This is a genomic window from Vibrio sp. V38_P2S17PM301, from assembly GCF_009904845.1.
Lineage (GTDB): Bacteria > Pseudomonadota > Gammaproteobacteria > Enterobacterales > Vibrionaceae > Vibrio > Vibrio proteolyticus.
Genome location: NZ_WXWO01000100.1, coordinates 46,477 through 68,283, shown reverse-complemented (window position 1 = coordinate 68,283; position 21,807 = coordinate 46,477). Strand labels below are relative to the sequence as shown.

The 21,807-nt window shown below is 49.2% G+C and carries 21 protein-coding genes and 1 other annotated feature; of the genes, 4 read left to right on the top strand and 17 right to left on the bottom strand.

What is annotated here, in order from left to right:
- Nucleotides 1–25 precede the first annotated feature (25 nt).
- From CAG64_RS21225 to CAG64_RS21155, 15 genes are all read right to left on the bottom strand, one after another.
- Nucleotides 26–421, bottom strand: coding sequence for a GspS/AspS pilotin family protein (locus CAG64_RS21225; protein WP_161447772.1), 396 nt, complete (start codon nt 419–421; stop codon nt 26–28).
- 1 nt (nt 422) lies between these two features.
- Nucleotides 423–719 (bottom strand): YciI family protein, encoded by a 297-nt coding sequence (locus tag CAG64_RS21220; RefSeq protein ID WP_161489357.1) that lies wholly within the window; start codon nt 717–719, stop codon nt 423–425.
- Between the two features lie 83 nt (nt 720–802).
- Nucleotides 803–1,204, bottom strand: coding sequence for an acyl-CoA thioester hydrolase YciA (yciA, locus tag CAG64_RS21215; RefSeq protein WP_021703661.1), 402 nt, complete (start codon nt 1,202–1,204; stop codon nt 803–805).
- A 99-nt stretch (nt 1,205–1,303) separates the two neighbouring features.
- Nucleotides 1,304–1,843, bottom strand: a complete 540-nt coding sequence (locus CAG64_RS21210) for a septation protein A (RefSeq protein ID WP_161457983.1) — start codon at nt 1,841–1,843, stop codon at nt 1,304–1,306.
- An 87-nt stretch (nt 1,844–1,930) separates the two neighbouring features.
- Complete coding sequence (locus tag CAG64_RS21205) at nt 1,931–2,179, bottom strand: hypothetical protein (protein ID WP_021703659.1); 249 nt, start codon at nt 2,177–2,179, stop codon at nt 1,931–1,933.
- A 98-nt stretch (nt 2,180–2,277) separates the two neighbouring features.
- The gene (locus CAG64_RS21200) at nt 2,278–4,809 is read right to left on the bottom strand and encodes a hybrid sensor histidine kinase/response regulator (protein ID WP_021703658.1); all 2,532 of its coding nucleotides are present in this window, start codon (nt 4,807–4,809) and stop codon (nt 2,278–2,280) included.
- Nucleotides 4,802–5,950, bottom strand: a complete 1,149-nt coding sequence (locus CAG64_RS21195) for an acyl-homoserine-lactone synthase (protein WP_052035714.1) — start codon at nt 5,948–5,950, stop codon at nt 4,802–4,804. The genes CAG64_RS21200 and CAG64_RS21195 overlap by 8 nt, the downstream gene beginning before the upstream one ends.
- 232 nt (nt 5,951–6,182) lie before the next feature.
- Nucleotides 6,183–7,439: a dicarboxylate/amino acid:cation symporter gene (locus CAG64_RS21190; protein WP_021703656.1), complete on the bottom strand. Its 1,257-nt coding sequence runs from the start codon at nt 7,437–7,439 to the stop codon at nt 6,183–6,185.
- Between the two features lie 340 nt (nt 7,440–7,779).
- Nucleotides 7,780–8,586, bottom strand: a complete 807-nt coding sequence (trpA, locus tag CAG64_RS21185; protein WP_021703655.1) for a tryptophan synthase subunit alpha — start codon at nt 8,584–8,586, stop codon at nt 7,780–7,782.
- Nucleotides 8,586–9,776 carry a tryptophan synthase subunit beta gene (gene trpB / locus CAG64_RS21180; protein ID WP_161457984.1) on the bottom strand — a complete coding sequence of 397 codons (1,191 nt, stop codon included), beginning with the start codon at nt 9,774–9,776 and terminating at the stop codon, nt 8,586–8,588. The genes trpA and trpB overlap by 1 nt, the downstream gene beginning before the upstream one ends.
- Before the next feature lie 48 nt (nt 9,777–9,824).
- Nucleotides 9,825–11,240, bottom strand: coding sequence for a bifunctional indole-3-glycerol-phosphate synthase TrpC/phosphoribosylanthranilate isomerase TrpF (trpCF, locus tag CAG64_RS21175; protein WP_161457985.1), 1,416 nt, complete (start codon nt 11,238–11,240; stop codon nt 9,825–9,827).
- A gap of 3 nt (nt 11,241–11,243) precedes the next feature.
- Complete coding sequence (gene trpD / locus CAG64_RS21170) at nt 11,244–12,242, bottom strand: anthranilate phosphoribosyltransferase (protein WP_161457986.1); 999 nt, start codon at nt 12,240–12,242, stop codon at nt 11,244–11,246.
- Between the two features lie 24 nt (nt 12,243–12,266).
- Nucleotides 12,267–12,854: an aminodeoxychorismate/anthranilate synthase component II gene (locus CAG64_RS21165; RefSeq protein ID WP_161457987.1), complete on the bottom strand. Its 588-nt coding sequence runs from the start codon at nt 12,852–12,854 to the stop codon at nt 12,267–12,269.
- 11 nt (nt 12,855–12,865) lie between these two features.
- A complete protein-coding gene (locus CAG64_RS21160) occupies nt 12,866–14,431 on the bottom strand; it encodes an anthranilate synthase component 1 (RefSeq protein WP_161457988.1) in 1,566 nt (521 codons plus the stop codon).
- A gap of 124 nt (nt 14,432–14,555) precedes the next feature.
- Nucleotides 14,556–14,657, bottom strand: a sequence feature (Trp leader region).
- On the bottom strand, nt 14,604–14,723 hold the full coding sequence (locus tag CAG64_RS21155; protein ID WP_040902131.1) for a trp operon leader peptide: 120 nt from the start codon (nt 14,721–14,723) through the stop codon (nt 14,604–14,606). Its footprint overlaps the feature before it by 54 nt.
- 91 nt (nt 14,724–14,814) lie before the next feature.
- Here CAG64_RS21155 and rnm point away from each other — a divergent pair, with 91 nt between their 5' ends.
- Nucleotides 14,815–15,663, top strand: a complete 849-nt coding sequence (gene rnm, locus CAG64_RS21150; protein ID WP_161457989.1) for an RNase RNM — start codon at nt 14,815–14,817, stop codon at nt 15,661–15,663.
- Nucleotides 15,664–15,691: 28 nt separating this feature from the next.
- Here rnm and CAG64_RS21145 read toward each other — a convergent pair whose 3' ends face one another.
- Both CAG64_RS21145 and CAG64_RS21140 read right to left on the bottom strand, forming a co-directional pair.
- The gene (locus CAG64_RS21145; protein ID WP_161457990.1) at nt 15,692–16,555 is read right to left on the bottom strand and encodes a MurR/RpiR family transcriptional regulator; all 864 of its coding nucleotides are present in this window, start codon (nt 16,553–16,555) and stop codon (nt 15,692–15,694) included.
- 88 nt (nt 16,556–16,643) lie between these two features.
- A complete protein-coding gene (locus tag CAG64_RS21140) occupies nt 16,644–17,915 on the bottom strand; it encodes an amino acid deaminase (RefSeq protein WP_021703647.1) in 1,272 nt (423 codons plus the stop codon).
- Nucleotides 17,916–18,094: 179 nt separating this feature from the next.
- Between CAG64_RS21140 and CAG64_RS21135 the strand changes: the two genes are divergently transcribed.
- The 3 genes from CAG64_RS21135 to CAG64_RS21125 all read left to right on the top strand — a co-directional run bounded on the left by CAG64_RS21135 (nt 18,095) and on the right by CAG64_RS21125 (nt 21,742).
- Nucleotides 18,095–19,540 carry an N-acyl-D-amino-acid deacylase family protein gene (locus tag CAG64_RS21135; protein WP_161489356.1) on the top strand — a complete coding sequence of 482 codons (1,446 nt, stop codon included), beginning with the start codon at nt 18,095–18,097 and terminating at the stop codon, nt 19,538–19,540.
- A 51-nt stretch (nt 19,541–19,591) separates the two neighbouring features.
- Nucleotides 19,592–19,984: a RidA family protein gene (locus CAG64_RS21130; protein WP_021703645.1), complete on the top strand. Its 393-nt coding sequence runs from the start codon at nt 19,592–19,594 to the stop codon at nt 19,982–19,984.
- A 234-nt stretch (nt 19,985–20,218) separates the two neighbouring features.
- Nucleotides 20,219–21,742 carry a sodium:solute symporter family protein gene (locus CAG64_RS21125; RefSeq protein WP_021703644.1) on the top strand — a complete coding sequence of 508 codons (1,524 nt, stop codon included), beginning with the start codon at nt 20,219–20,221 and terminating at the stop codon, nt 21,740–21,742.
- Nucleotides 21,743–21,807: the final 65 nt, after the last annotated feature.

The window sequence follows — 21,807 nt, the reverse complement described above, 5'->3', positions numbered from 1 at the left end:
ATGCCGCTTAAAAGCGGCATTTTTACTATCTATTCAGTGCGTTACACGTATCACGATTAACCATCTGATCGACCATCAATTGGCCACGGCTACTGCGCATCTTAATGCGGTAATCGATACCAAGTTCAAGGTTGGCGGCTACGCTGTCGTTGGTGCAGTAGCTGTTCATGCTGTGTGCCAGAACCTGTTTAATTGGCTTCGCACCCGGCGCGTCCTGGTTGTAAATCATCATGATTTCGATGGTGGTCTTTTTGGCGCTGGCACGCATGATGGTCAGCGGACCACGCTCAATCGGCAACTCGGCCATGATCAGGTTGGCACGATTACTGGCGATCAGCTCCAGTTGACGTTGCTCTTTGGAACTGGACGAGCAGCCCATTAAAACCAAGCCAGCCAACGCGGCTACAATATAATTTTTCATTTTAGAATACTTTTTTAAATGGTTTTACGATGACATTAGCATAGACACCGGCTTCGACATAAGGGTCTGCTTCGGCCCAGGACTGAGCGTCAGTCAGCGAATCAAATTCTGCGATCACAGTGGAACCGGTAAAACCGGCTTCACCGGGGTTATCGGAATCGATCGCCGGCATAGGCCCAGCGGTGAGGAGGCGACCTTCATCCTGAAGTGCTTGTAATCGCTCAAGATGCTGAGGACGAACACTCATTCGTTTGTCCAATGAGCTCTCAATATCTTGTGCAAAAATCACGTACCACATATTAGATGTCCTTATAAGGTGTAAGTCTCTCTAATTTACTCTAACTCAGAGGATTTTCCACCATTGGGGTGCAAATAGTGAGACTAGTTCGCGTTCTGAATCGGGCGAGGGCGCCCTTCAGTATCGATGGCGACATAATTGAACGTCGCATCACACACCATAAAGCGCTCGCCGACGCCGTGTTCTTTGACGGGTTTGACCCAAACTTGCAGATTAATCGACATGGAAGTGCGGCCAATTTTGGTACATTCGCCATAGCAGCACACCACATCACCCACGCGTACGGGCTTTTTGAACGTAATGTCCGATACAGACACTGTGACAATGCGCCCGCTGGAGATTTCTTTGGCTAAAATGCCACCCGCGAGATCCAGTTGGGACATGATCCAGCCACCAAAGATATCGCCATTTGCGTTGGTATCAGCGGGCATCGCTAAAGTGCGTAGTAGTAGTTGGCCTCTTGGAGAGTGAATTTCCTGACTCATTTTGACATCCAATTAAACAAAACAGCGGCCAAAAGGGCCGCTGAAAAATAATCGAGGATTATATCAAAAGAGCCGGAGAATTCATCACCGACCAGTGCATCACTGTTTCTGTTGATCTTTTGGCAGGTGCTTATAGATATACACGCCGGTAAACAGGGTAAATACCAGCGTGGCTGCCAGTAAGCCAAACACTTTGAAATTGACCCACACATCCAGTGGCAATTCGTAGGCAACATAGATGTTGAGCGCTGCGCAGAAGCTGAAAAAGCTAACCCAAGCCCAGTTGATACGGCTCCAAACGCTATCTGGTAAGGTAATTTCTTTGCCAAGCATACTCTTAATGGCGGATTTGCCGATCAGGTGGCTGATGCTCAGACCCAATGCAAACACCACGTAGACAATCGTCACTTTCCATTTAATGAAGTTGTCATCGTGAAGCAGTATGGTCATGGAGCCAAAAATGGCGACCAGAGCAAACGTGATCAACTGCATTTTCTCAACTTTCTTGTACAGCAGATAGGTTACAACGATTTGTACGGCTGTGGCGACAATCAGAGCGCCGGTTGCCACATAAATATCTTGCATCTTGTACAGTACAAAAAAGATAATCAGTGGAATAAAATCAATCAGTTGCTTCATTACTTCAATACGTTCCTAATGATGAATTGCCCCCAGTCTAACCAAAACTTACCGGCAGCAAAACCGTTAGAGACAAAACGAAACAAATTATTGACAGGCTGACGACGAATTTAGTCCTAACGGACGCTTGATATCTTCCAGATAGCCTTCGTTTTTCAGCTCATCGACAACGCTTCGCAGTTCCTCATCACTCATCGCAAAACAGCAGGATTTGCCTGTAGTGAGGCTGAGGTAGTGGTGATAATCCACGTCAGTGTGGTGGCCAAAGCGTTCCGCTAGCAGGGACGTTACGCCGTGGTGAATCAGGTCATAATACGTGGTGCGATCCAGTTCCATGGTGATGCTCCTTTCGCATGGGCGGCAAAAAATGCACGCGGTCAGTTCCTACGAAATAAAGCATATAAGATGCCAGCTTTTCGCTGGCATTGAGCGTTTTAAGCGACAGGTGAGCGATTGGCGAACAGGGATTGATTGAGAATCGCGGCCAGATCCGCTTTATTGGTCGGTTTGCTCAGTCGCCCATCCATTAAGCTGTTAATCAGTTCTAACTCCCGGTTTCCGGACTCACCAGACAAGGCGATCACTGGGGTGGTGGGACTTAACTGTTTGATCTTGGTGGCAGCTTCAAAGCCGTTCATCACCGGCATTTGAATGTCCATGATCACCAGGTCGATGGGGTTATTTTGGAAAATATCAACCGCAATTTTGCCATTGTTGGCCTGAATCACATCGAACCCGAGTTGTTCCAGATAAAGCTTCACCAGAGCACGCTGCACTTCTTTGTCGTCCACGACCAGAATGGTTTTGTCAGCCTGAGGGACGTTCTGCGTGACGCTGTTCATGTGGAGCGACTGGGCGATGGATGACATGCTTGGCGCGACCGTTTTTGTGGTCAGTGGCTCGTCGTAAGTGGGGCCTTCGACGGAAAGCGTCGGGAAAATAAGATGAAATTCCGTGTATTGACCATACTTTGAATGACATTGAATACTGCCGCCGAACGAACTCATCACGCGCTGACAATAGCCAAGCCCAAGCCCGCTGCCACCGCTCTTATTGTGACTGAAAAAGTCGTCAAAAATTTGTGTCCGGATGTCTTCCGGAATGCCGGGGCCAGTATCGCGGAAAATGACCAGATTTTCATGGAAGCTAGCGCGGGTCGAAATTTCGATTTGACTCTCAGGGTAGGAATCAAAATAGTAGATCGCATTGCGCAACAGGTTAAACACCACAAAGTTAAACAAGGTGTCGTTCACCCGAACGGAGAAGTCTTTGTCGACGTTAAGCTGTACCCGGTTTTTAATTTGATCGCTTTCAAAGCCGTATTGGTTCATGGCCTGCAACAGGAGGCGTTTGATCGATGATATCATCATTGGTTCTTGATCGAGCGACGAGTTGCTGACTTCGCGCAGAATAATGTCGATCAACTGCTTGCCCCGACGGATCGCGGCTTTGCCTTTTTCGATTTCGCCAATCAGCACATCAGGTTCGGCGTGCGTCTGCGCCTGGATCTGCAGTGTTTCCAGGTGCAACTGTAGTTGGGTAAGCGGGTTGCGCATCTCGTGAGCAATCGAATTGGCCAGTGCCTGAGATTGCCGGATGCGTCGATCCGAGTTGATGTACCCCTGCACTTGTTTGAGCACCTTCTCCAACGCGACCACTTCTTCGTTTGAAAACAAACGCCCGTCTTGTTTGTGCGTTGAAATCAGCAGATGCGAAATCATGTGCCCGCTGTCGAACAATGGCATGACGATGGCAGCGTCGTTCTGACTCATTTTATGGTGCAACGCGGCGAGGGCGTCCTGACTCATGGCATTATCCAGTTTGTCTTCAATCTCTTCGAAGACCAGCGCTTCATGATTTTCAGACAAGTAATCGGTATACAGCTCCGCATCTGGCGAGCTTTTAACCAGTTGCATTTTGCTGCTTGGCACGTTAAGCAGTTTGGCCAGTTTCTGAATGGCCTGAGAGGGCGAAGACTGAAACTCTTCTACCAGAGAGTAAATCTGTTCCGTTGGCGGCAAAGGGGAGTTGTACACCATCAGGCTGGTGTATTTTTTCACGCTGTTGAACACCCGTTGCCAAGTGAGCCCCAGAATGGCGGTGTACAGCACGATCAGTTCAAATTGGTAAAAACTGTAGTCGAGTGCGACAGACAGTGGCAACAGGTACAAGACACTGGTTACCGTGGTGGTCAGTGCCAGAAAGAACAGGTATTTACTGCTGTAAAAACGTGAGGTGATCAGCGCGTAACCGACGAACAGCATTTCGCTGATTGATAATGCCGGTGGCAGCCAGGTAAGCGAGAAGTCGTCGAAGAAATACGTCACGCCCATATGGATGGCGGCCGTTGAGAACATAAAAATCAGGATGCCGGCAATCATGTAGTTGCGGCGAGTCAGCCGCAGACGTGATCCGTCCCCACGCATGGTGAGCAGATTGACCAGAGTGAGTACCACCAAAGCGAACACAACAGTGAAAAACAGCGAGGTTTGCGGGCCAAAAGCGAGTGCAAACTGGCTGGGTGCATACACAGTAATATCCTGAACCGTGAGATCGGTGAAGACATTGATATAGAGGGAGTAGCCAGAAAAACCGAAGAACACCAGCTTCTGCCAGGTGTAGATAGGCCGCTTTTGCTGCATCGCTGTCAGGCTGCAGGTAAAGTAAAAAGCAAATGCGAACGCAAAGTACGACGCCAGATTGGCAAACCTGGCCATGTAGATTCCCATGGTTTTACCGGAGGTCACCAAGAGATCGGTGTGGAAGTAACAGTTGCTCAGAATCCAGAAAACGATGCAGACCGAATACGCGATGTAAGGCAGATGGTAGCTGCCAAAGACAGCCACCCCTTTTTGTTTGAGTTTGAGGCAGTAATAGCCTAACCACACCAGAATGATAGCGATGACAGTGAGCAGGGTCACTGATTTTGGGTTGAGCATCGAGACAAACGGCAGAATATCAAGCATCAGCCAATCCTTCGCGGGCTTGCTGTAAACGAGACTGCTTAACCAGTTTTTTATAGCTGCGGAAATCGAGCTTTTTCATTTCAGCATGCATGTTCTTTACGTTCCAGAATCCCCGGTAGGTGATAACACCATCATGGTTAATATCGCAGTAACACAAGGTGGTATAAGCGGCTTCGTCAATCACTCTGTAATAATCCAGAATAAACGGTTGTTCAATAATGGTGAGCGCAATCGCATAACCGTGTTCACATAACCGCTGCGCCGACAGTTTTTGCCCCAGATACAGATAGTAAAGCTTTTGCTGGCTTGTGCCACTGACGGTCAGGCGGAGAAACTCGCAAATACGCTCTGGCTTGACAAGCGAGCGCGCAAACATTTGGTCAAACTCCGAAGCAGTCTCACATGTTACAGTGGGTAACTGTACCACCAATTCGTCAGTTTTAAAGCATTCATTTGCATAAGGTGACCAACACATATTCCAGGGTTTGCTCTGAAACGGCTTATCATAACTCAGCCAGTGATGACGCACTTGCCAGTCCTGAATCAACCCGGTACACACCAACAGCGGTGGCAAGCCGGGTTCTGCTTTTTGTGTGATCACTAGATGCTGACCCTGGCGCGATAAATCCAGGCAACTGAGCATTTCAAACCAGGACTCGCCGCGAACAAACAATTCCAGATTGATCAGGGCAACGGCATCGGACAATTGCATCGGTGTTTCAAAATGCAACGTCATATAACGTTGTTCACACTCGGCAATGTTGGCGATCAGCTCACAATGATAATCCTCATCGTTATAAGACACTTTCTGATTGTTCAAATACACCACGGATGCATCTTTGTAACGCGCTTTGATCTGATAAATTTCCAATTCACACCAGAATTCAAGCCAGTGCTGAAAGTGTGTGAGCGCCAGACGCTCTATAGATCGTTCTGTTTCGGAAAGTTCAGTCAGGGAGAGTGACTCATGATCGATGTCACTCGAGTGGCTGAAAATCGTAGCCAGATTTGAGTCGGATAAATGAGGAAAGGTTTGGAGAATACGTTGCTTATGGCGTTCTGCCAGTAAAGGCATGAACGATGAGTTTGCGGATGAGTGCGTAAAGTGAAGAACAAAATCAAACAGTTGGCTGATGGACATGTCAACACGTGATTCTGAACACACTAGATCCTTTAGTTGTGATTCCAGATTCATAATTTAATTTACTGACGTTGTTAATAATAATCGTTGTTAAAACCAATCTAGCTTAACAAACTGGTTGTATGCCAATATTGCTGCATATGATTTCCGGTTTATGTAAAATACGTCACTAAACCACAAAAAAAGCCACCTTTTCAGGTGGCTTTTCGTATTTTTCGATACAAATTAACGATTAAGCTTGTTGTTTTTGCATCTCAGATTGTTGCTCTTCTTCGATCAGCGCATCCACAATCACGGCACATGCGGCGTCACCGGTGATGTTCAATGCGGTACGAATCATGTCGAAAATACGGTCAAGAGCGAACAGCAGAGGTAAGCCTTCGATTGGAATACCGGCAGCCAGCAATACCGCAACCACCAGGAACGAAGGACCTGGTACGCCCGCTTGACCGACGGCACCCAGTGTCGAGGTCACGATGATCGCAATGTAGGCGCCCATGCCGAGATCGATATTGAACAACTGAGCAAAGAAAATCGCAACCAGGCCGTAGTAAATCGCGTTACCTGACATATTGATGGTCGCGCCCAGAGGCAATACAAACGAAGCGGTTGAGTTTCTAACGCCGAGTTCGTTCTCACAAGTGTTCATGGTAACCGGTAGTGTTGCCATTGACGAAGCCGTCGATAGTGCCACGGCCTGAGGCTTTTTCATTGCTACCAGGAATTTCTTGGCTGAAGTCTTAGTAAACAGATGCACCATCAGAGGGTAAGCCACAAAACCGAAAATCAGGATAGCGGCCACGTATACGACAAACAGTTTGAAGACCACCATCAAAGCGCCGAAACCGAACGTACCCACGGCTTCCGCCATCAAACCAAATACGCCGATTGGAGCAATGACCATGACTTTGTTGATCATCCAGACCATCGCATCAACGATGCAGTTCACGCCGTTGATGATGGGTTCACGACGCTCTTTCGCTTGTTTTGAGATCGCAATACCGAAGAACATGCAGAACACCAGGATCTGCAGAATATTAGCGTCATTCAGGGATTGGAAAACATTGGTTGGGATCATACCGGTAATGGTTGCCCAGAAAGAAGGTAGTTCGCCTTTTGAAGCATACTCGGATGAGAACATGCCCTCGACACCAGACACGTCGATGCCCATTCCTGGCTTAAAGACTTCACCCATGATCAGCGCCAGTGCGACGGCCAGAGCGGATGTAAGGCCAAAATAGCCCAGTGTGACAAAGCCAACTTTTCCTGCTGATTGGCTGTTCCCCAGACCAGCTGCGCCGGAGATCAGGGCAACGGCCACCAATGGAATCACTAGCATTTTGATCAGGTTGATAAAGATGGCGCCAAGTGGTGCAAACATGGATGCATCATGACCCATTGTGGCACCAACGGCTGTGCCGACGATCATGGCGATCACAACCTGAACACCAATGTTGTTTAGTAAACTCTTTTCTTTTAACACTTCCATAACCTCTGTGCTAAATACAATTAATATCCCAGAATTACCGACTGATTGATATTTGTTCAGTAGATAAATATTTCGGATCGCTTTTTACACGTATCTTTCACAATTATCAATATGCCCACCCACTGGTTGAGCCAATTATTTCTATTTTTATTGATGTAGGGCAGCAAAAAACATCAAAAGCAAACGTTTGCTATTGATGTTGTGAATGTGTTTTGCGGGTTGGATTGGTTTTTTGTTAAGGCCAGAGATGAGGAGAAAACTCAGGAGGTGTGTTAACAAAAAGATCGATTTCCAATAACGTTTAGGAAACCGATCTCATACGTGGCACAAGCTTAATGTGTTACTTTTGTGTTGCAGCCTTCATGGAAGAGACGAATGTCGCCAGACGTTCTAACATGGTTTCCGGCTGCGTCACATGTGTTTCAATGATTTTTACCACTGCAGACCCTGAAATGGCGCCCGCGGCACCGGCTTCCAGAGCTTGTCTGACTTGCTGTGGTTCTGAAATCCCAAATCCGAGCAGGGCAGGTGGCGCATCATATTGATTCAGACGTTGCAGCATATCGCCAACCGGCATATTGGCTTTGGTTTCGGCACCCGTGACACCAGCCCTGGAGAGCAGGTATGTGTACCCACTACCAAGTTGGGCGACTGATTGTAATGTGTCGTCACTGGCTGTTGGCGGGGCAATAAAAATCGGATGCACTCCGTGCTTTTTGGCCGCAGTAACAAAGTCAGCGCTCTCATTGGTCGGCACATCAGCAATCAGTACAGAATCAATCCCGGCTTGAGCACAGCGCGCGTAAAAATGGTCGATACCACGCGAATAAACTAGGTTTGCGTACATCAGTAAGCCAATCGGCAATTGTGGATACTTGGCGCGGATTTGGCCAATCAGATCGAAGCAGATGTCTGGCGTGGCGCCTGAATCCAGTGCGCGGATGTTAGCGCCCTGAATGGTTGGGCCATCAGCCAATGGATCTGAGAACGGGATACCCAGTTCCAGCGCATCGGCGCCTGATTCCACAAGAGTTTCCATGATCTGTAATGACAACTCAGCGTCTGGGTCGCCGACAGTAACGAAAGGAACAAATGCGCCTTGGTTGTGGCTGTTCAGGCGCTCAAACATAGCTTGGTAACGATCCATTAAAGTGCTCCTTTCTCTTGCAGAATATCGTGTACGGTGAAGATGTCTTTGTCACCCCGGCCAGACAGGTTAACCACCAGCAATTGCTCTTTTTCAGGTTCGGCCTGCGCCATTTTCAAGGCATGGGCCAGCGCGTGCGAGGATTCCAGAGCCGGGATGATCCCTTCGTTGCGAGCCAATAGCTGGAAGGCTTCCAAGGCTTCATCATCAGTAATATTGTCGTATTCGGCACGACCGATCGCATTGAGGTAGGCATGCTGTGGGCCAACAGACGGAAAGTCCAGACCGGCAGAGACGGAGTAAGACTCCTCAACCTGACCATTTGAATCCTGCATCAGTGGTGCTTTCATACCAAAAAAGATACCGGTTTTGCCGTGCTTCAAAGGTGCGCCGTGTTGGTCAGTGTCAATCCCTTTACCAGCAGGCTCGACCCCGATTAAGCGTACCGACTCTTCTTCAATAAAATCAGCGAACATTCCAATGGCGTTGGAACCACCGCCCACACAGGCGATCACCGCATCGGGTAAACGGCCTTCACGCGCCAGGAGCTGGTTTTTGGTCTCTTCGCCAATCATGCGTTGGAACTCACGTACGATGGTCGGAAATGGGTGAGGGCCTGCTGCCGTACCCAGCAGATAATGCGCTTCTTCATAGCTGGCTGACCAGTCACGTAGCGCTTCGTTACAGGCGTCTTTGAGGGTTGCGGACCCCGAATGGACCGGTATAACTTCTGCGCCCATCAGCTTCATACGAAACACGTTCGGACTTTGACGCTCAACGTCTTTGGCACCCATATAGACACGACATTTCAGTCCCAGCAGGGCACAAGCTAACGCTGTTGCGACGCCATGTTGACCAGCGCCCGTTTCCGCAATGATTTCGTTTTTGCCCATGCGCTTGGCCAGCAGCGCCTGACCCAGCACCTGGTTGGTCTTGTGAGCACCACCGTGAAGTAGATCCTCGCGTTTCAGATACAGTTTGGTTTTGGTGCCTTTGGTCAGATTGCGTGTGAGGGTCAACGCCGTCGGACGGCCTGCGTATTCTTGCAGCAAAGTCATGAACTCACTGCGAAACTCTGGATCATCCTGGGCGTCGATAAACGCCTGTTCCAATTGTTCTAAAGCCGGGACCAGAATCTGCGGGACGTACTGACCGCCGTATTCGCCAAAGTAGGCATCAAGTTTTGCCATAATTCCTATTCCTTCACTTATCTGGCACGGCGGGCCGTGCCTGTAATATTAGTAATCTCGGATTGCTGCAAATGCTTGTTGCAGCTTTATCAAATCTTTTTTTCCAGGGGCGTTTTCTACGCCAGAGTTGAGATCCAGCCCCAAGCAACCCAATTGGGCGGCCTGTCTGGCGTTATCGGCATTGAGACCGCCGGCCAGCATGATTTGGCGCGTATCTGTAAGAAGACTCCAGTCAAAAGCCTGACCCGTTCCTCCGGATTGACTGCCGACTTTGGCATCCAGTAGGTGACGATCAACGTTGGTGTCCAGCAGCGTTGGCATCGCGTCAGTGACTCCGTAAGCCTTCCAGATTTCAATCTTGGCTGGCAAGCGGGCGCGCAGTGCATCAACTTGCTGCTGAGATTCTTCACCGTGCAATTGCACCGCACTTAAACCGAGTTCGGTCGCCAGTGAGTAGATAGTGTCGTTGTCGTGGTTCTGAAACACGCCAACGTACTGCAGCGGGGCACCGCTCATGGTGAGGCGGGCGGTTTCCTGACTGACGGCTCGTTTTGAAGCATTAACGAAAATCAAACCACCGTAGACAGCCCCAGCCTGATAAGCTTTGGCAGCGTCATCTGGTTGGGTCAGGCCACACACTTTATTCTCGCCCAGCGTCACCCGACGTACGGCTAGTTCCAGATTGTCTTCTGCCATCAGTGAGCTACCAATCAAGAAGCCATCCGCATCACAGGACAAATCACGCACTTGCTGGTGGGTGTATATGCCGGACTCAGAAATGACGATCGCATCGGGCGCCAATTGACGTATTTGTGGGGCCAACTGCTTGGTGCGATTAAGGTCAGTTGACAGGTCCCGTAGGTTACGGTTGTTGATACCTATCACTTTGGCATCCAGAGCGACTGCACGAGCAAGCTCGTCTTCGTTGCTGACTTCCGTCAAAATTCCCATGCCCAGCGCGTGAGCGACGTCAGCCAGTTCACGATACTGATCGTCGTTTAGTACCGACAGCATCAGTAAGATCGCGTCCGCCTGATAGTGACGAGCCAAATAGACCTGATAGGTATCGACCATAAAGTCTTTGCACAGCACCGGTTGTTTGGCGATACGGCGAACCTGAGGAAGAAACTCAAAGTTACCCTGAAAATATTTTTCGTCCGTCAGCACCGAAATGGCGTTGGCGTGCCGATTGTAAACCGAAGCAATGTAGTCCAGATCGAAGTGATCTCGGATGAGTCCCTTTGATGGCGACGCTTTTTTACACTCCAGAATAAACGCGGTTTTCCCAGTACTGAGTGCGGCGTAAAAATCGCGATCGGAAGGCACTAAGTCATCTTTAAAGCTACTGAGGGGCTGAATCTGCTTACGCGCTTCCACCCAGGTGTATTTGTCCGTGACAATTTTCGCCAGCACCTTGGCCATCTGGGTTTCCTGTAGCGAAATATGTTCCGATAACTGACTCATGTCCTAACCTCGTTGTGCCAGTTGTTGTACCAACTGGTAAGCTTTTCCTGAATTCATGGCATTAATCGCTGTTTGCGCATTGGCTTTCAGATCTTCATGACCGAACAGGCGCATTAACAGGGCCACGTTAACAGCGACGGCGCCGAGCTGGGCGTCAGTGCCTTCCCCGGTAAGAATGCGGGTGATGATGGCTCGGTTTTCTTGTGGGTCGCCGCCTTTTATCGCGTCGAGCGGATGACGTGTCAGGCCGAAATCTTCTGGGGTCAGGGTGTATTCGTGAATCTGACCGTCTTTGATCTCAGCAACCGTGGTATCACCATGAATAGCCACTTCATCCAAGCCACTACCATGAACGACAGCGGCACGCTTCATCCCCATTTGTAGCATGGTTTCTGCGATTGGGCGTACTAATTCTTTGCTATAGACTCCCATCAGTTCGATATTGGGTTTAGCCGGGTTAATTAATGGCCCTAGGATGTTGAAAATGGTACGAGTTTTCATGGTCTGACGTACCGGCATTGCGTGACGGACGCCTTGGTGATATTGCGGCGCAAATAAAAACGCGACGCCCAAATCATCGATAGCAGCACGGGTATCGTCTGCGCTCATCGCCAGATTGATGCCAAACGAATCGAGCAGATCAGATGACCCGGACTTACTGGACACACTGCGGTTTCCGTGTTTGGCAATTTTCAGGCCACATGCGGCGGCTACGAACGCGGCCGTGGTTGAAATGTTGATGGTATTATGACCATCGCCTCCGGTGCCGACAATATCCGCAAAGTCATAGTCCGGGCGTGGAAACGGGTTAGCGTTTGCCAGTAACGCTTTGGCGGCGCCAGCGATTTCATCGGGTGTTTCACCTTTGATCTTCAGTGCTGTCAGCGCCGACGCCATTAAAATCGGGTCCAGTTCGCCACGAATGATGACGTCAAACAGTTCCTGACTTTCCTGTTGGGAAAGGGACGTTTGTTCGTATAATTTGTTGATGATGTGCTGCATAATTTTTCTCCCTAAATCTTATTCTTATTGTTGCTGTTCCTGAGCCCATTCAATCGCATTGGCCAGCAGGGTTGCACCATAGGTTGTCATGATGGATTCCGGGTGAAACTGAAAGCCGCAGACTTTGTCCTCTTCGTGAACCACGGACATCACCAGGCCATCGACTTCCGCGGTGACCGTCAGGCTGTTTGGCACCTGAGTCGCCACTAAGGAATGGTAACGGGCGATCGCCAGAGGTGAGGGCAGCCCCTGATAAGTGGCGTGCTGTTCATGTTCCATCATCGATATTTTGCCGTGAATGATTTCGCCCGCACCAGCCACGGTTCCGCCATAGGCCTCAACAATGGCTTGGTGACCCAGGCAGATGCCGATCATCGGCACGTGACCTTTTAAACGCTGGATCAAAGCGGGCATGCAACCGGCTTCGGAAGGTGCGCCAGGGCCCGGTGACAACAGTACAACGGGGTTATCCAACTGACGGACAGCAGCATCGATAGCGGCTGCATCAATGTGATTGCGGTAGATCGTGACCTGATGACCCAGAGAGCGGAACTGGTCAACCAGGTTGTAAGTAAATGAGTCAAAGTTGTCGATAAATACAATGTTCGCCATGGGAAGACTCCTTATGCCTGGTGCGCAGTCTGAATTGCAGAGATGACGGCTTGTGCTTTGCCACGTGTTTCGTCGGCTTCTGCCTGAGGATCGGAGTCGAAGACCACGCCTGCACCAGCCTGTACCTGAGCTACGCTATTTTCAACGTATGCAGAACGAATCACGATACAGGTATCCAGTGTGCCTTCTCCGGTCAGATAGCCGACCGCACCGCCGTAACTGCCGCGTCGGGCGCCTTCTACGTCACGAATTAACTGCATGGCACGGATCTTCGGAGCGCCGGTGAGCGTCCCCATGTTCATACAGGCCTGATAAGCGTGTAACGCATCAAGATCATCACGCAACTGGCCCACCACACGCGACACCAAGTGCATCACATGACTGTAGCGATCGACCTTGAGTAAATCGGCCACGTGACGCGTACCTGCAGTGGCAATGCGCGCCACGTCGTTCCGTGCGAGATCGACCAACATCATGTGCTCTGCGTTTTCTTTTTTGTCGCTGCGCAGTTCGAGTTCAATACGGCTGTCTAGGTCGAAATCAATCTCACCGTTCGCCCGTTTGCCACGCCGACGGGTCCCGGCGATAGGGTATATTTCTACTTGATTGGTTTCTGTTTCGTACTTCAGAGCACTCTCTGGTGAGGCACCGAACAAGGTAAACAGCTCGTCCTGCATGTAAAACATGTAAGGGCTAGGATTGCTCTCTTTGAGCGCTTTGTAGGCTGCCAATGGCGAGGGACAAGGCAATGTAAAGCGGCGTGATGGCACCACCTGGAAGATATCACCTTTAACAACGTATTCTTTCAGATCGCGCACAATCTGGCAGAAATCGGTGTCTGAGACGCTGGCATCTACGTCGACCCGAGCCAGTTTTTGAGCTTGAGGTAACGTCTTTGGAGATACGCACTGCGCGCTGATATCCGCTATCCGGGCGTCCAAGCGGTCTTTTTCTGCGTGATTGCCGTTGAAGAGTGTCGCTTGCAACTGACAGTTTTCGCTCTGGTGATCAACCACCAGCAAGGTCTCTGCGACGTAAAAGACATAGTCCGGACACTGGTTATTGCTCTCTGCCTGACCCAGAGGTTCAAAGTTTGCCACCATATCGTAGGCAAACAAACCGGCCAGAAACAGGGCATGTTTATCATGATCCGTCAGATCAAAACTGTGCTGGATCAGACGCAGCGCATCAAAAGAAGAGGCTTCACGCAGACGTGAATCTTCGTCCAGTGTGTCACAGGGCGCCTCAAACGTCAGGGTTAACGCATGCCCATTGAAATGAACGGCGACATCATCGCGGACATTGTGAGTTAAGTGAGCCAGCAAGTTACGGCCATTGCCTGTGAGCGCGGTCAGGGACACCTGATGGCCGCGACAAACGATGCGGACCGCAGAATCCACCAGTAGCAAACTTTTGAGGTTTTGTTTGGAGTCAATTTCTGCGGATTCGAGCAACAGGCTGTCGGTTTTATTTTCACACAGAGTGTGAAACAAACGGGTTGGATCCTGCGCATAAGGTACAGCAGTATAAATGACTTCAATGTTACCCAGTTTTTTGATTTCTATGGCCTTGTTCACAAGACATCCCTCATCATTTTGTATCTTCCTGTCGTACATACTCGCACAATGCGTGGCGTGACCCAATCTGCTTTTCTTGTTTTCGGTGGTGAAATAAACAATGGGTGATGAGCAATACGACAAAATAAAAAAGCCCGCTTTGGCGCGGGCTTAGTGACAATATTCGACTGAATTAAAAGTACACGTTAGCCCACCAAGAACTTGTCCAGGTGCGCCACCAGTTCAGCTCAGCGGATGCTTGAGCATCAACCGACACTTTGTCGTTCTGGTTCTGGTTAAATTCTTGTAACATGGAGGCTCCACATCAGGGTGTTTGTATTTATGTACTAGTTAACTAGTGCGAGAGAAAAAAGTCAAGCCCGAAAAAGCGAAAAAACAGAAATATGAGAATAGATTTACACAGCCATACGACTGCATCGGATGGACGACTGACACCACAAGCTTTGATTGACAGAGCATTGGGCTTTGACATTGACGTGTTGGCCATCACAGATCACGATACGATTGATGGTCTGGCACCGGCCAGACACTACATTGAAAGTGAGCAACTGCCCATTCAACTGGTGAACGGCATTGAGATTTCCACTGTATGGCAGAACAAAGATATTCATATCGTTGGGTTAAACATCGACCCGAAATCGCCAGCACTGACGGCGCTCATTGAGCAGCAAAAGCAACATCGTCAGGGGCGCGCAGAGCTGATCGCCAGTCGGTTGAGTAAAGCGACACGCGATGGAGTGCTGGAGGAAGTTCAGCAGATTGCCGGTGATGCTCCGATCACTCGCGCGCACTTTGCTGCCTGGCTGGTGGAAAATGGTTACGCAAAAACCATGCAGCAAGTGTTTAAAAAGTACCTTACCCGCAACAATCCGGGTTATGTGCCGCCGAACTGGTGCTCTATGGCCGAAGCCGTGGCCGCGATTCATGCGGCGGGTGGTCAGGCGGTATTGGCGCATCCGGGGCGGTATGATTTGACCGCCAAATGGATTAAGCGCCTGCTCGCGGCATTCGTTGACGCCGAAGGGGACGCGATGGAGGTAGCTCAGCCGCAACAAGCTCAGCAAGAGCGACGAAACTTGGCTGACTATGCCATGCAACACAACTTGTTGGCTTCACAAGGCAGCGATTTTCATTATCCCTCGCCTTGGATGGAGCTTGGCCGAAACCTTTGGTTACCCTCCGGCGTTGACCCCGTCTGGAAAGACTGGAACCTGACGCGTCAAACAGCATAATCGCTTGTGGCTTCAAAAATTTGGTATGTTAATCACCCAGCGGCTGTCTTTCTAAACCACCACGGTAGGAGTCTAGCGCGACTTTGAGTCGACGTAATTTGTCTCTCGAACGTCGTTTGTGATTGACCGCCAACGCCATTGAAAGCACATCAACTAAAGCTAACATCGCATAACGAGAGGCAGAGGGTTTATAAATGAAATCTGTCTCTTGATGTTCAATCGGTAACATCAAATCTGCATGCTCAGTGAGCGGCGTATTTCTGGGCGTGATAACGATGACTTTCACGCCGTATTGTTTTGCCAGCTGTGCGGTTTCTACGATGGCGGGTGTATAACCGGTTGCCGACATCATCACCAACACATCGTTCGCATCTGCTGTGGCGGCAATCATCCGCGAGAGCAGGCCGTCATTGTAGGCCACTACGGGGTATCCTAAACGGAACAGGCGATGCTGCATCTCTTGAGCAGCAATTGTTGAGCCGCCTCCCATGCCTACTGTGATCACCTGTCTTGCGTTGTGAAGCCAGTTCACGGCAGTGTCGATATCTTCTTCAATAATCAGGCTACGGTTAATGTCGAGCGTTTGTTTGATCGATTCATAGATGCCTTGATAACCACTTTGATCGGGTGGCTCAAGGATAAAACGCTGACCAACCGTTAACGTCTGCGCCAGTTTGATCTTCATATCACGCACATTTTTACAGCCAATGGCTTTGGCAAATCGGGTGATCGTTGCTTCGCTCACCTCCGCGCTTTCTGCCAATTGGGTAATGCTGGCATTCGCAGCGGTTTGGATATCGTCCATGATCAATTTCGCGACCTTTTTTTCGGCCTCGCGCAGCGCACTAAAACGTTCAGTGATTTGAGAAATAATATCGATGTCTAAACTCAAGCTGTGTTCCTATTTTAACATGGAGGCTATTTTGCCGCCTCCATTGGTTTGGCATGAAGTATAACGAAAAGCCTCACTAAGCTCATCATCAGAAGCGGGTTTTCACCCAATGAGTGACCTGGTACTCATCATCACACACGGCGACCGCTCGCCACTTATCAAAGGTTAAGCATGGGTGAGAGGTGGAGAAAGCGATCATATCACCCACTTGCAGTTCGCTGCTTTCGTCCACTTCGATGAACGCGTGTTGATCCATCACTGCCGTGGTTATTGCACTATCAATTGAGATGGACTCGCCATCGCGGTAGGCGCGCTGAGGTGTTGGTAAACCGGCATCAAAGGCAACATCGCGTTTGCCAAAACCCGCGACCAACTTGGTGGGCTCTGGGCGAGAAATCACGTATGCCCAAAGCTCTAGTGCCGATTCCAGATCACCGCCTAAATCACACGCCGCACCTTGGTTGTTTTCAGCTCGCTGCATGACTTTGTTTTGTGCATCCAGATAGATGCCCGTGTCATGAATCGCGTAACATCCTGGGCGAATGATGGCGTCAAACTCTTCTAGGTTGGCAAAGCATTCTGAGACCACATCATACCAAGCTGAGCCCGCTCCGGTGACCATAGGTTTGGCGTCAATCAGCTTATCGCTGTGCAGTTGTGCTGCGAGTTTTAATGCCGTGTTGAGAAAGTCACGAATGTCTTGTTCTGCATTTTCGCTGTGAATAACGCCCTCATAAACTTCAATGCCTTTTAACACCAGATGAGGCTGCTGGTGGATAAGCGTGGCCAATTCGACAGCTTCTTGCTTGCTTCGACAACCGCAGCGGCCACCTTCGACACCCAACTCAATCAATACATTCAGGGACAATTGGTGCTCGGAAAATAGGCGTTCCAATGCTTCGACATTACGACTGGAATCGACACAACAGTAAAAGGTGGGTCCATGGGCTTCGATCAAGCGGGCGATCAAGGTCATATTGGCCCGGCCAACCAATTGATTTGCCATGATGATGTTGCGCGCGCCCGCCAATGCCGCGATTTCTGCCTGAGCAGGTGTGGCGACCGTAATGCCCCAGGCACCGTGATCCAGTTGTTGTCGGAAAAACGCGGGTGTCATGGTGGTTTTACCGTGTGGAGACAGCTTCACGTTGTGTTGTTCGGCGAATCGTTGCATCCAATCAAGATTGTTGCGGAGTGAAGACGATTTGATCACCGCGGCTGGCAGAGAGATTTGTTCGTGGATCAGACTGTATGGCCCTTCAACATTATCAGTTACAGGTTGCGCTTTTTCTCCGTACCCTGGCGTAATAACGCACTCTTTGTGATAGTTTTTATCACACTTTTGATGATTGTTTTTCATGGTGCACCTACTTCTAACACAGTTTAAGTTGTTGATATTAGATGGTTCTCTTCAGTTAGATTAAATGTAATGTTAGAAACTATCAAACTAATTGGTTTTTTTTGTGTGTTTCTTCACTGTTTAAGTTTTAAGAATTATTAAGATGAAATCATGTAAACGACAGACGAAGAGAGTGAAGAATGTTGTTCGATACCATTATCAAAAGCGCACAGGTATTTGACGGTATGGGCGCAGCACCATTTGTCGCTGATGTGGCTATTCGTCAGGATCGTATTGCGCAAATCGGTCAGTTGGGTGAGGTTGCCGCAAAGACGGTGATCTGTGGTGATGGCCTTGCATTGGCGCCGGGGTTTATTGATGTGCACACGCACGACGACACCAATGTGATTCGTTATTCCGATTGCCTGCCGAAAATCAGTCAAGGTGTTACTACGGTTATCGTCGGAAATTGTGGTATCAGCGCAAGCCCGGCCGTGTTAAATGGCAATCCACCAGATCCAATGAACTTATTGGGTAAACGCGAAGATTTTAAGTATCCGACATTTAATGATTACGCCAAAGCGGTTCACTTGGCTCAGCCCGCCGTCAACGTGGCCGCATTGGTGGGGCACACCACATTACGTAATAACGTCATGGGGGATTTGCAACGGACGGCAACGGATGAAGAAATTGCCCAGATGCGCCAAGCCCTGGCGCAAGCAATGGATGAAGGGGCGTTGGGGTTAAGTTCCGGTCTCGCTTACGCCAGCGCGAAACAAGCCAATGCTGAGGAAGTCATGCGTTTGGCAGAAGTTTTAGGTCATCACGGCGGTATTTACACCACCCACATGCGCACCGAGTTTGAAGAGATCATCAGTGCAATGGAAGAAGCCTTTGAGACCGGTCAATATGCCAAAGTGCCAGTGGTGATTTCTCATCTGAAATGCGCTGGCGCCGGGAATTGGGGACGTACCGTAGAAGTGTTGGATCTCATGGATACCGTGTCTCGCCATCAGGATGTCTCTTGTGATTGTTACCCCTATTCAGCCAGCTCTTCAACGCTGGATTTAAAACAAGTCACGGATGAGATAGATATTTTCATAACGTGGTCGGACAGCAAGCCTGAACATGCTGGCAAGATGCTCAAAGATATTGCCGAAGAGATGCAATTGCCGTTAATGGACGCGGCGAAAGCGTTGCAACCTGCTGGCGCGGTGTATCACTGTATGGATGAAAATGATGTGAAGCGCGTGCTCAAGTACAAACTCACCATGGTGGGCTCGGATGGCTTACCAAACGATCCGCATCCACATCCTCGTCTGTGGGGGACGTTTCCCAAAGTTCTGGGCCACTACTGTCGAGAAGAGCGATTGTTCTCACTTACAGAAGCGATTTATAAGATGACAGGTATGTCGGCAACTCGTTATCAACTAAAAGATCGGGGCGTAATAAAAGTAGGTGCTTACGCAGACTTGGTTTTATTTAATCCAAATACAATTCAAGATACCGCGACTTTTGAAAATCCAATTTCTGTCGCGCAAGGTATTGAATCTGTATTTGTAAATGGTGAACTGTCTTATTCTAAAGGACACGTCGCTGAAAATAGAAGTGGAGTATTTATATATAGAAACAATACTCGAAAATGACGATTTTAATAAATTTATTTAATAGGTGAAAATTTATTTCTGGAGAATATTATGTCAATTAAACGTTATGGTGTAGAAGGCGGCGTTGGTACTGGCGGACAGCATCTACCATTTGCACGTGCCACTGAAGCGGGTGGTTTTTTATATGTGTCAGGTCAAACTCCCATGACTGATGGCGAAGTTGTTGAAGGCGGCATTGTTGACCAGTCTCGTTTAGCGATTCAAAACTGTGTCGACATTATGGAAGAAGCGGGTTACACGCTCGCTGATGTTGTGCACGTCAAAGTGGTACTGACGGACTCACGTTATTTCCAATCTTTCAACAAAGTATTTAAAGAATTCTTTGGTGAGCACCCACCTGCACGTATTTGCATGGTATGTGATCTGGTGGTCGACGTGAAAGTTGAAGTTGATGTCACTTGTTACCGAGAAGATCGTAGATAGAAATCACATTTTATTTAATTAAATAAAATAGAGTGCTAGAAAGAAGTATCTTACTGTTATTGTGTTTTTGGCACTCACACCCCCTACATAAATATAATTTCATATAGCAGTAGTGCGTAATATACCTTACTGAGGGTATATCCATAACTTTAAATGATTTCCGGAATGAAATCTAACGCATATTACTGAAATTATATCACTCTGGAAGATGGATTTTGATATGAGAGGTGTTCAATGAACAGTACACTTTTTCTTACCGGTTTTGGTGTGTATGTCTTATTTTTAATTTGGTTGGGATGGTTTGTATCCCGTAATCAAAAATCAGGAGAAGATTTTCTACTTGGTGGGCGTGGCTTACCCTTATTCCTCGTTTTAGGAACGACAGTCGCCACCATGGTGGGGACCGGCTCAAGCATGGGCGCGGTGGGTTTTGGTTACACCAATGGTTGGGCCGGGGCACTCTATGGCATCGGAGGCGCAATCGGTATTTTGCTTCTGGCTTTGTGGTTTGCGCCCGTGCGCAAGCTCAACTTCATGACCATGAGTGAGGAGCTGGCGTATTATGTTGGCGCAAACCGTATCGTCAAAAATGTCGTTGGGCTATTAATTTTTATCGCGTGTATTGGTTGGCTGGGCGCACATATCCTCGGTGGTGGCATGTATCTGGCTTGGATTGCAGACATCGACCTCAGTACGGCAAAAATGATCATTGCCGCAGCATTTACCATCTATGTGGTCATCGGTGGTTATACGGCCGTTGTTTGGACGGACACAATTCAAGCCGTGATTCTCTTTGTCGGTTTTATTCTTATGGCGGTACTGTCGGTGCAGCATATTGGTGGCCTGGACAACCTGTATTCTGCTATGGACCCCGCTGCGGTCAGTTTCTTGGCCATTGATAAGCTTGGTCTGCTTCCTGCGATATCGCTGGCGGTTGTGATCGGCGTGGGTGTGTTAGCCACCCCGTCGTTCCGCCAACGCATTTATTCGGGCAAAGATGTGGCTACGATTCGACGTTCGTTTATCGGCTCTGGTGTTTTGTATCTGTTCTTTTCTATTATTCCTGCGATTATCGGTATGGCAGCCCATGCCATTGATCCTGAGTTGAACAACGCCAACTTTGCGTTTCCATACATTGCCGCAACGGTGCTTCCGGTCGGCGTCGGACTTATCGTGATGATTGCGGGTCTGTCGGCCACCATGTCCAGCGCCAGTTCTGATGCCATTGCGGGTGTGTCGATCTTGTTGCGCGATGTGTATGTGATGTTCACAGGACGCGTCCCGAACAAAGAATCGATGATGAACTACTCGCGTCTGGCTCTGGTTGTTGTGATTGGCTGTGCGTTGTTGTTTGCACTGACATCGAATGACATTATCAGCTACATCACCAAGATGATTTCTACGGTTATGTCTGGAATGTTTGTGTGCGGCATGCTGGGACGCTTCTGGCGCCGCTACAACTGGCAAGGGGCATTGGCAACGTTGGCGGGGGCGTCTGGTGCTTCCGTCGCAGTGATGTTGAGTCCTGAGCTGACTGTTTACTGGGGTAACCCTGTGATCCCGTCATGCCTGGTCGCACTCAGTGCCGGTGTGCTGGTCAGCTTGGTGACGCCAGCGAATCAAGTCTCACCAGAAATGGCTCGCGCCATTCTCGATGATGAACGTGCCCTGATGGAAATGGAGCTGTCGGAGCATGGCGTGCTAGACGAAGACGCGTCTCTGCGTAACCGCTCTGCGGCAGCTAATCAGAACGCATAGACAGCCCTGAGCCGAATAATTTGGTGGCTCGTTCGTGAGAGCCACCTTGTCGAATCCATGCCAAA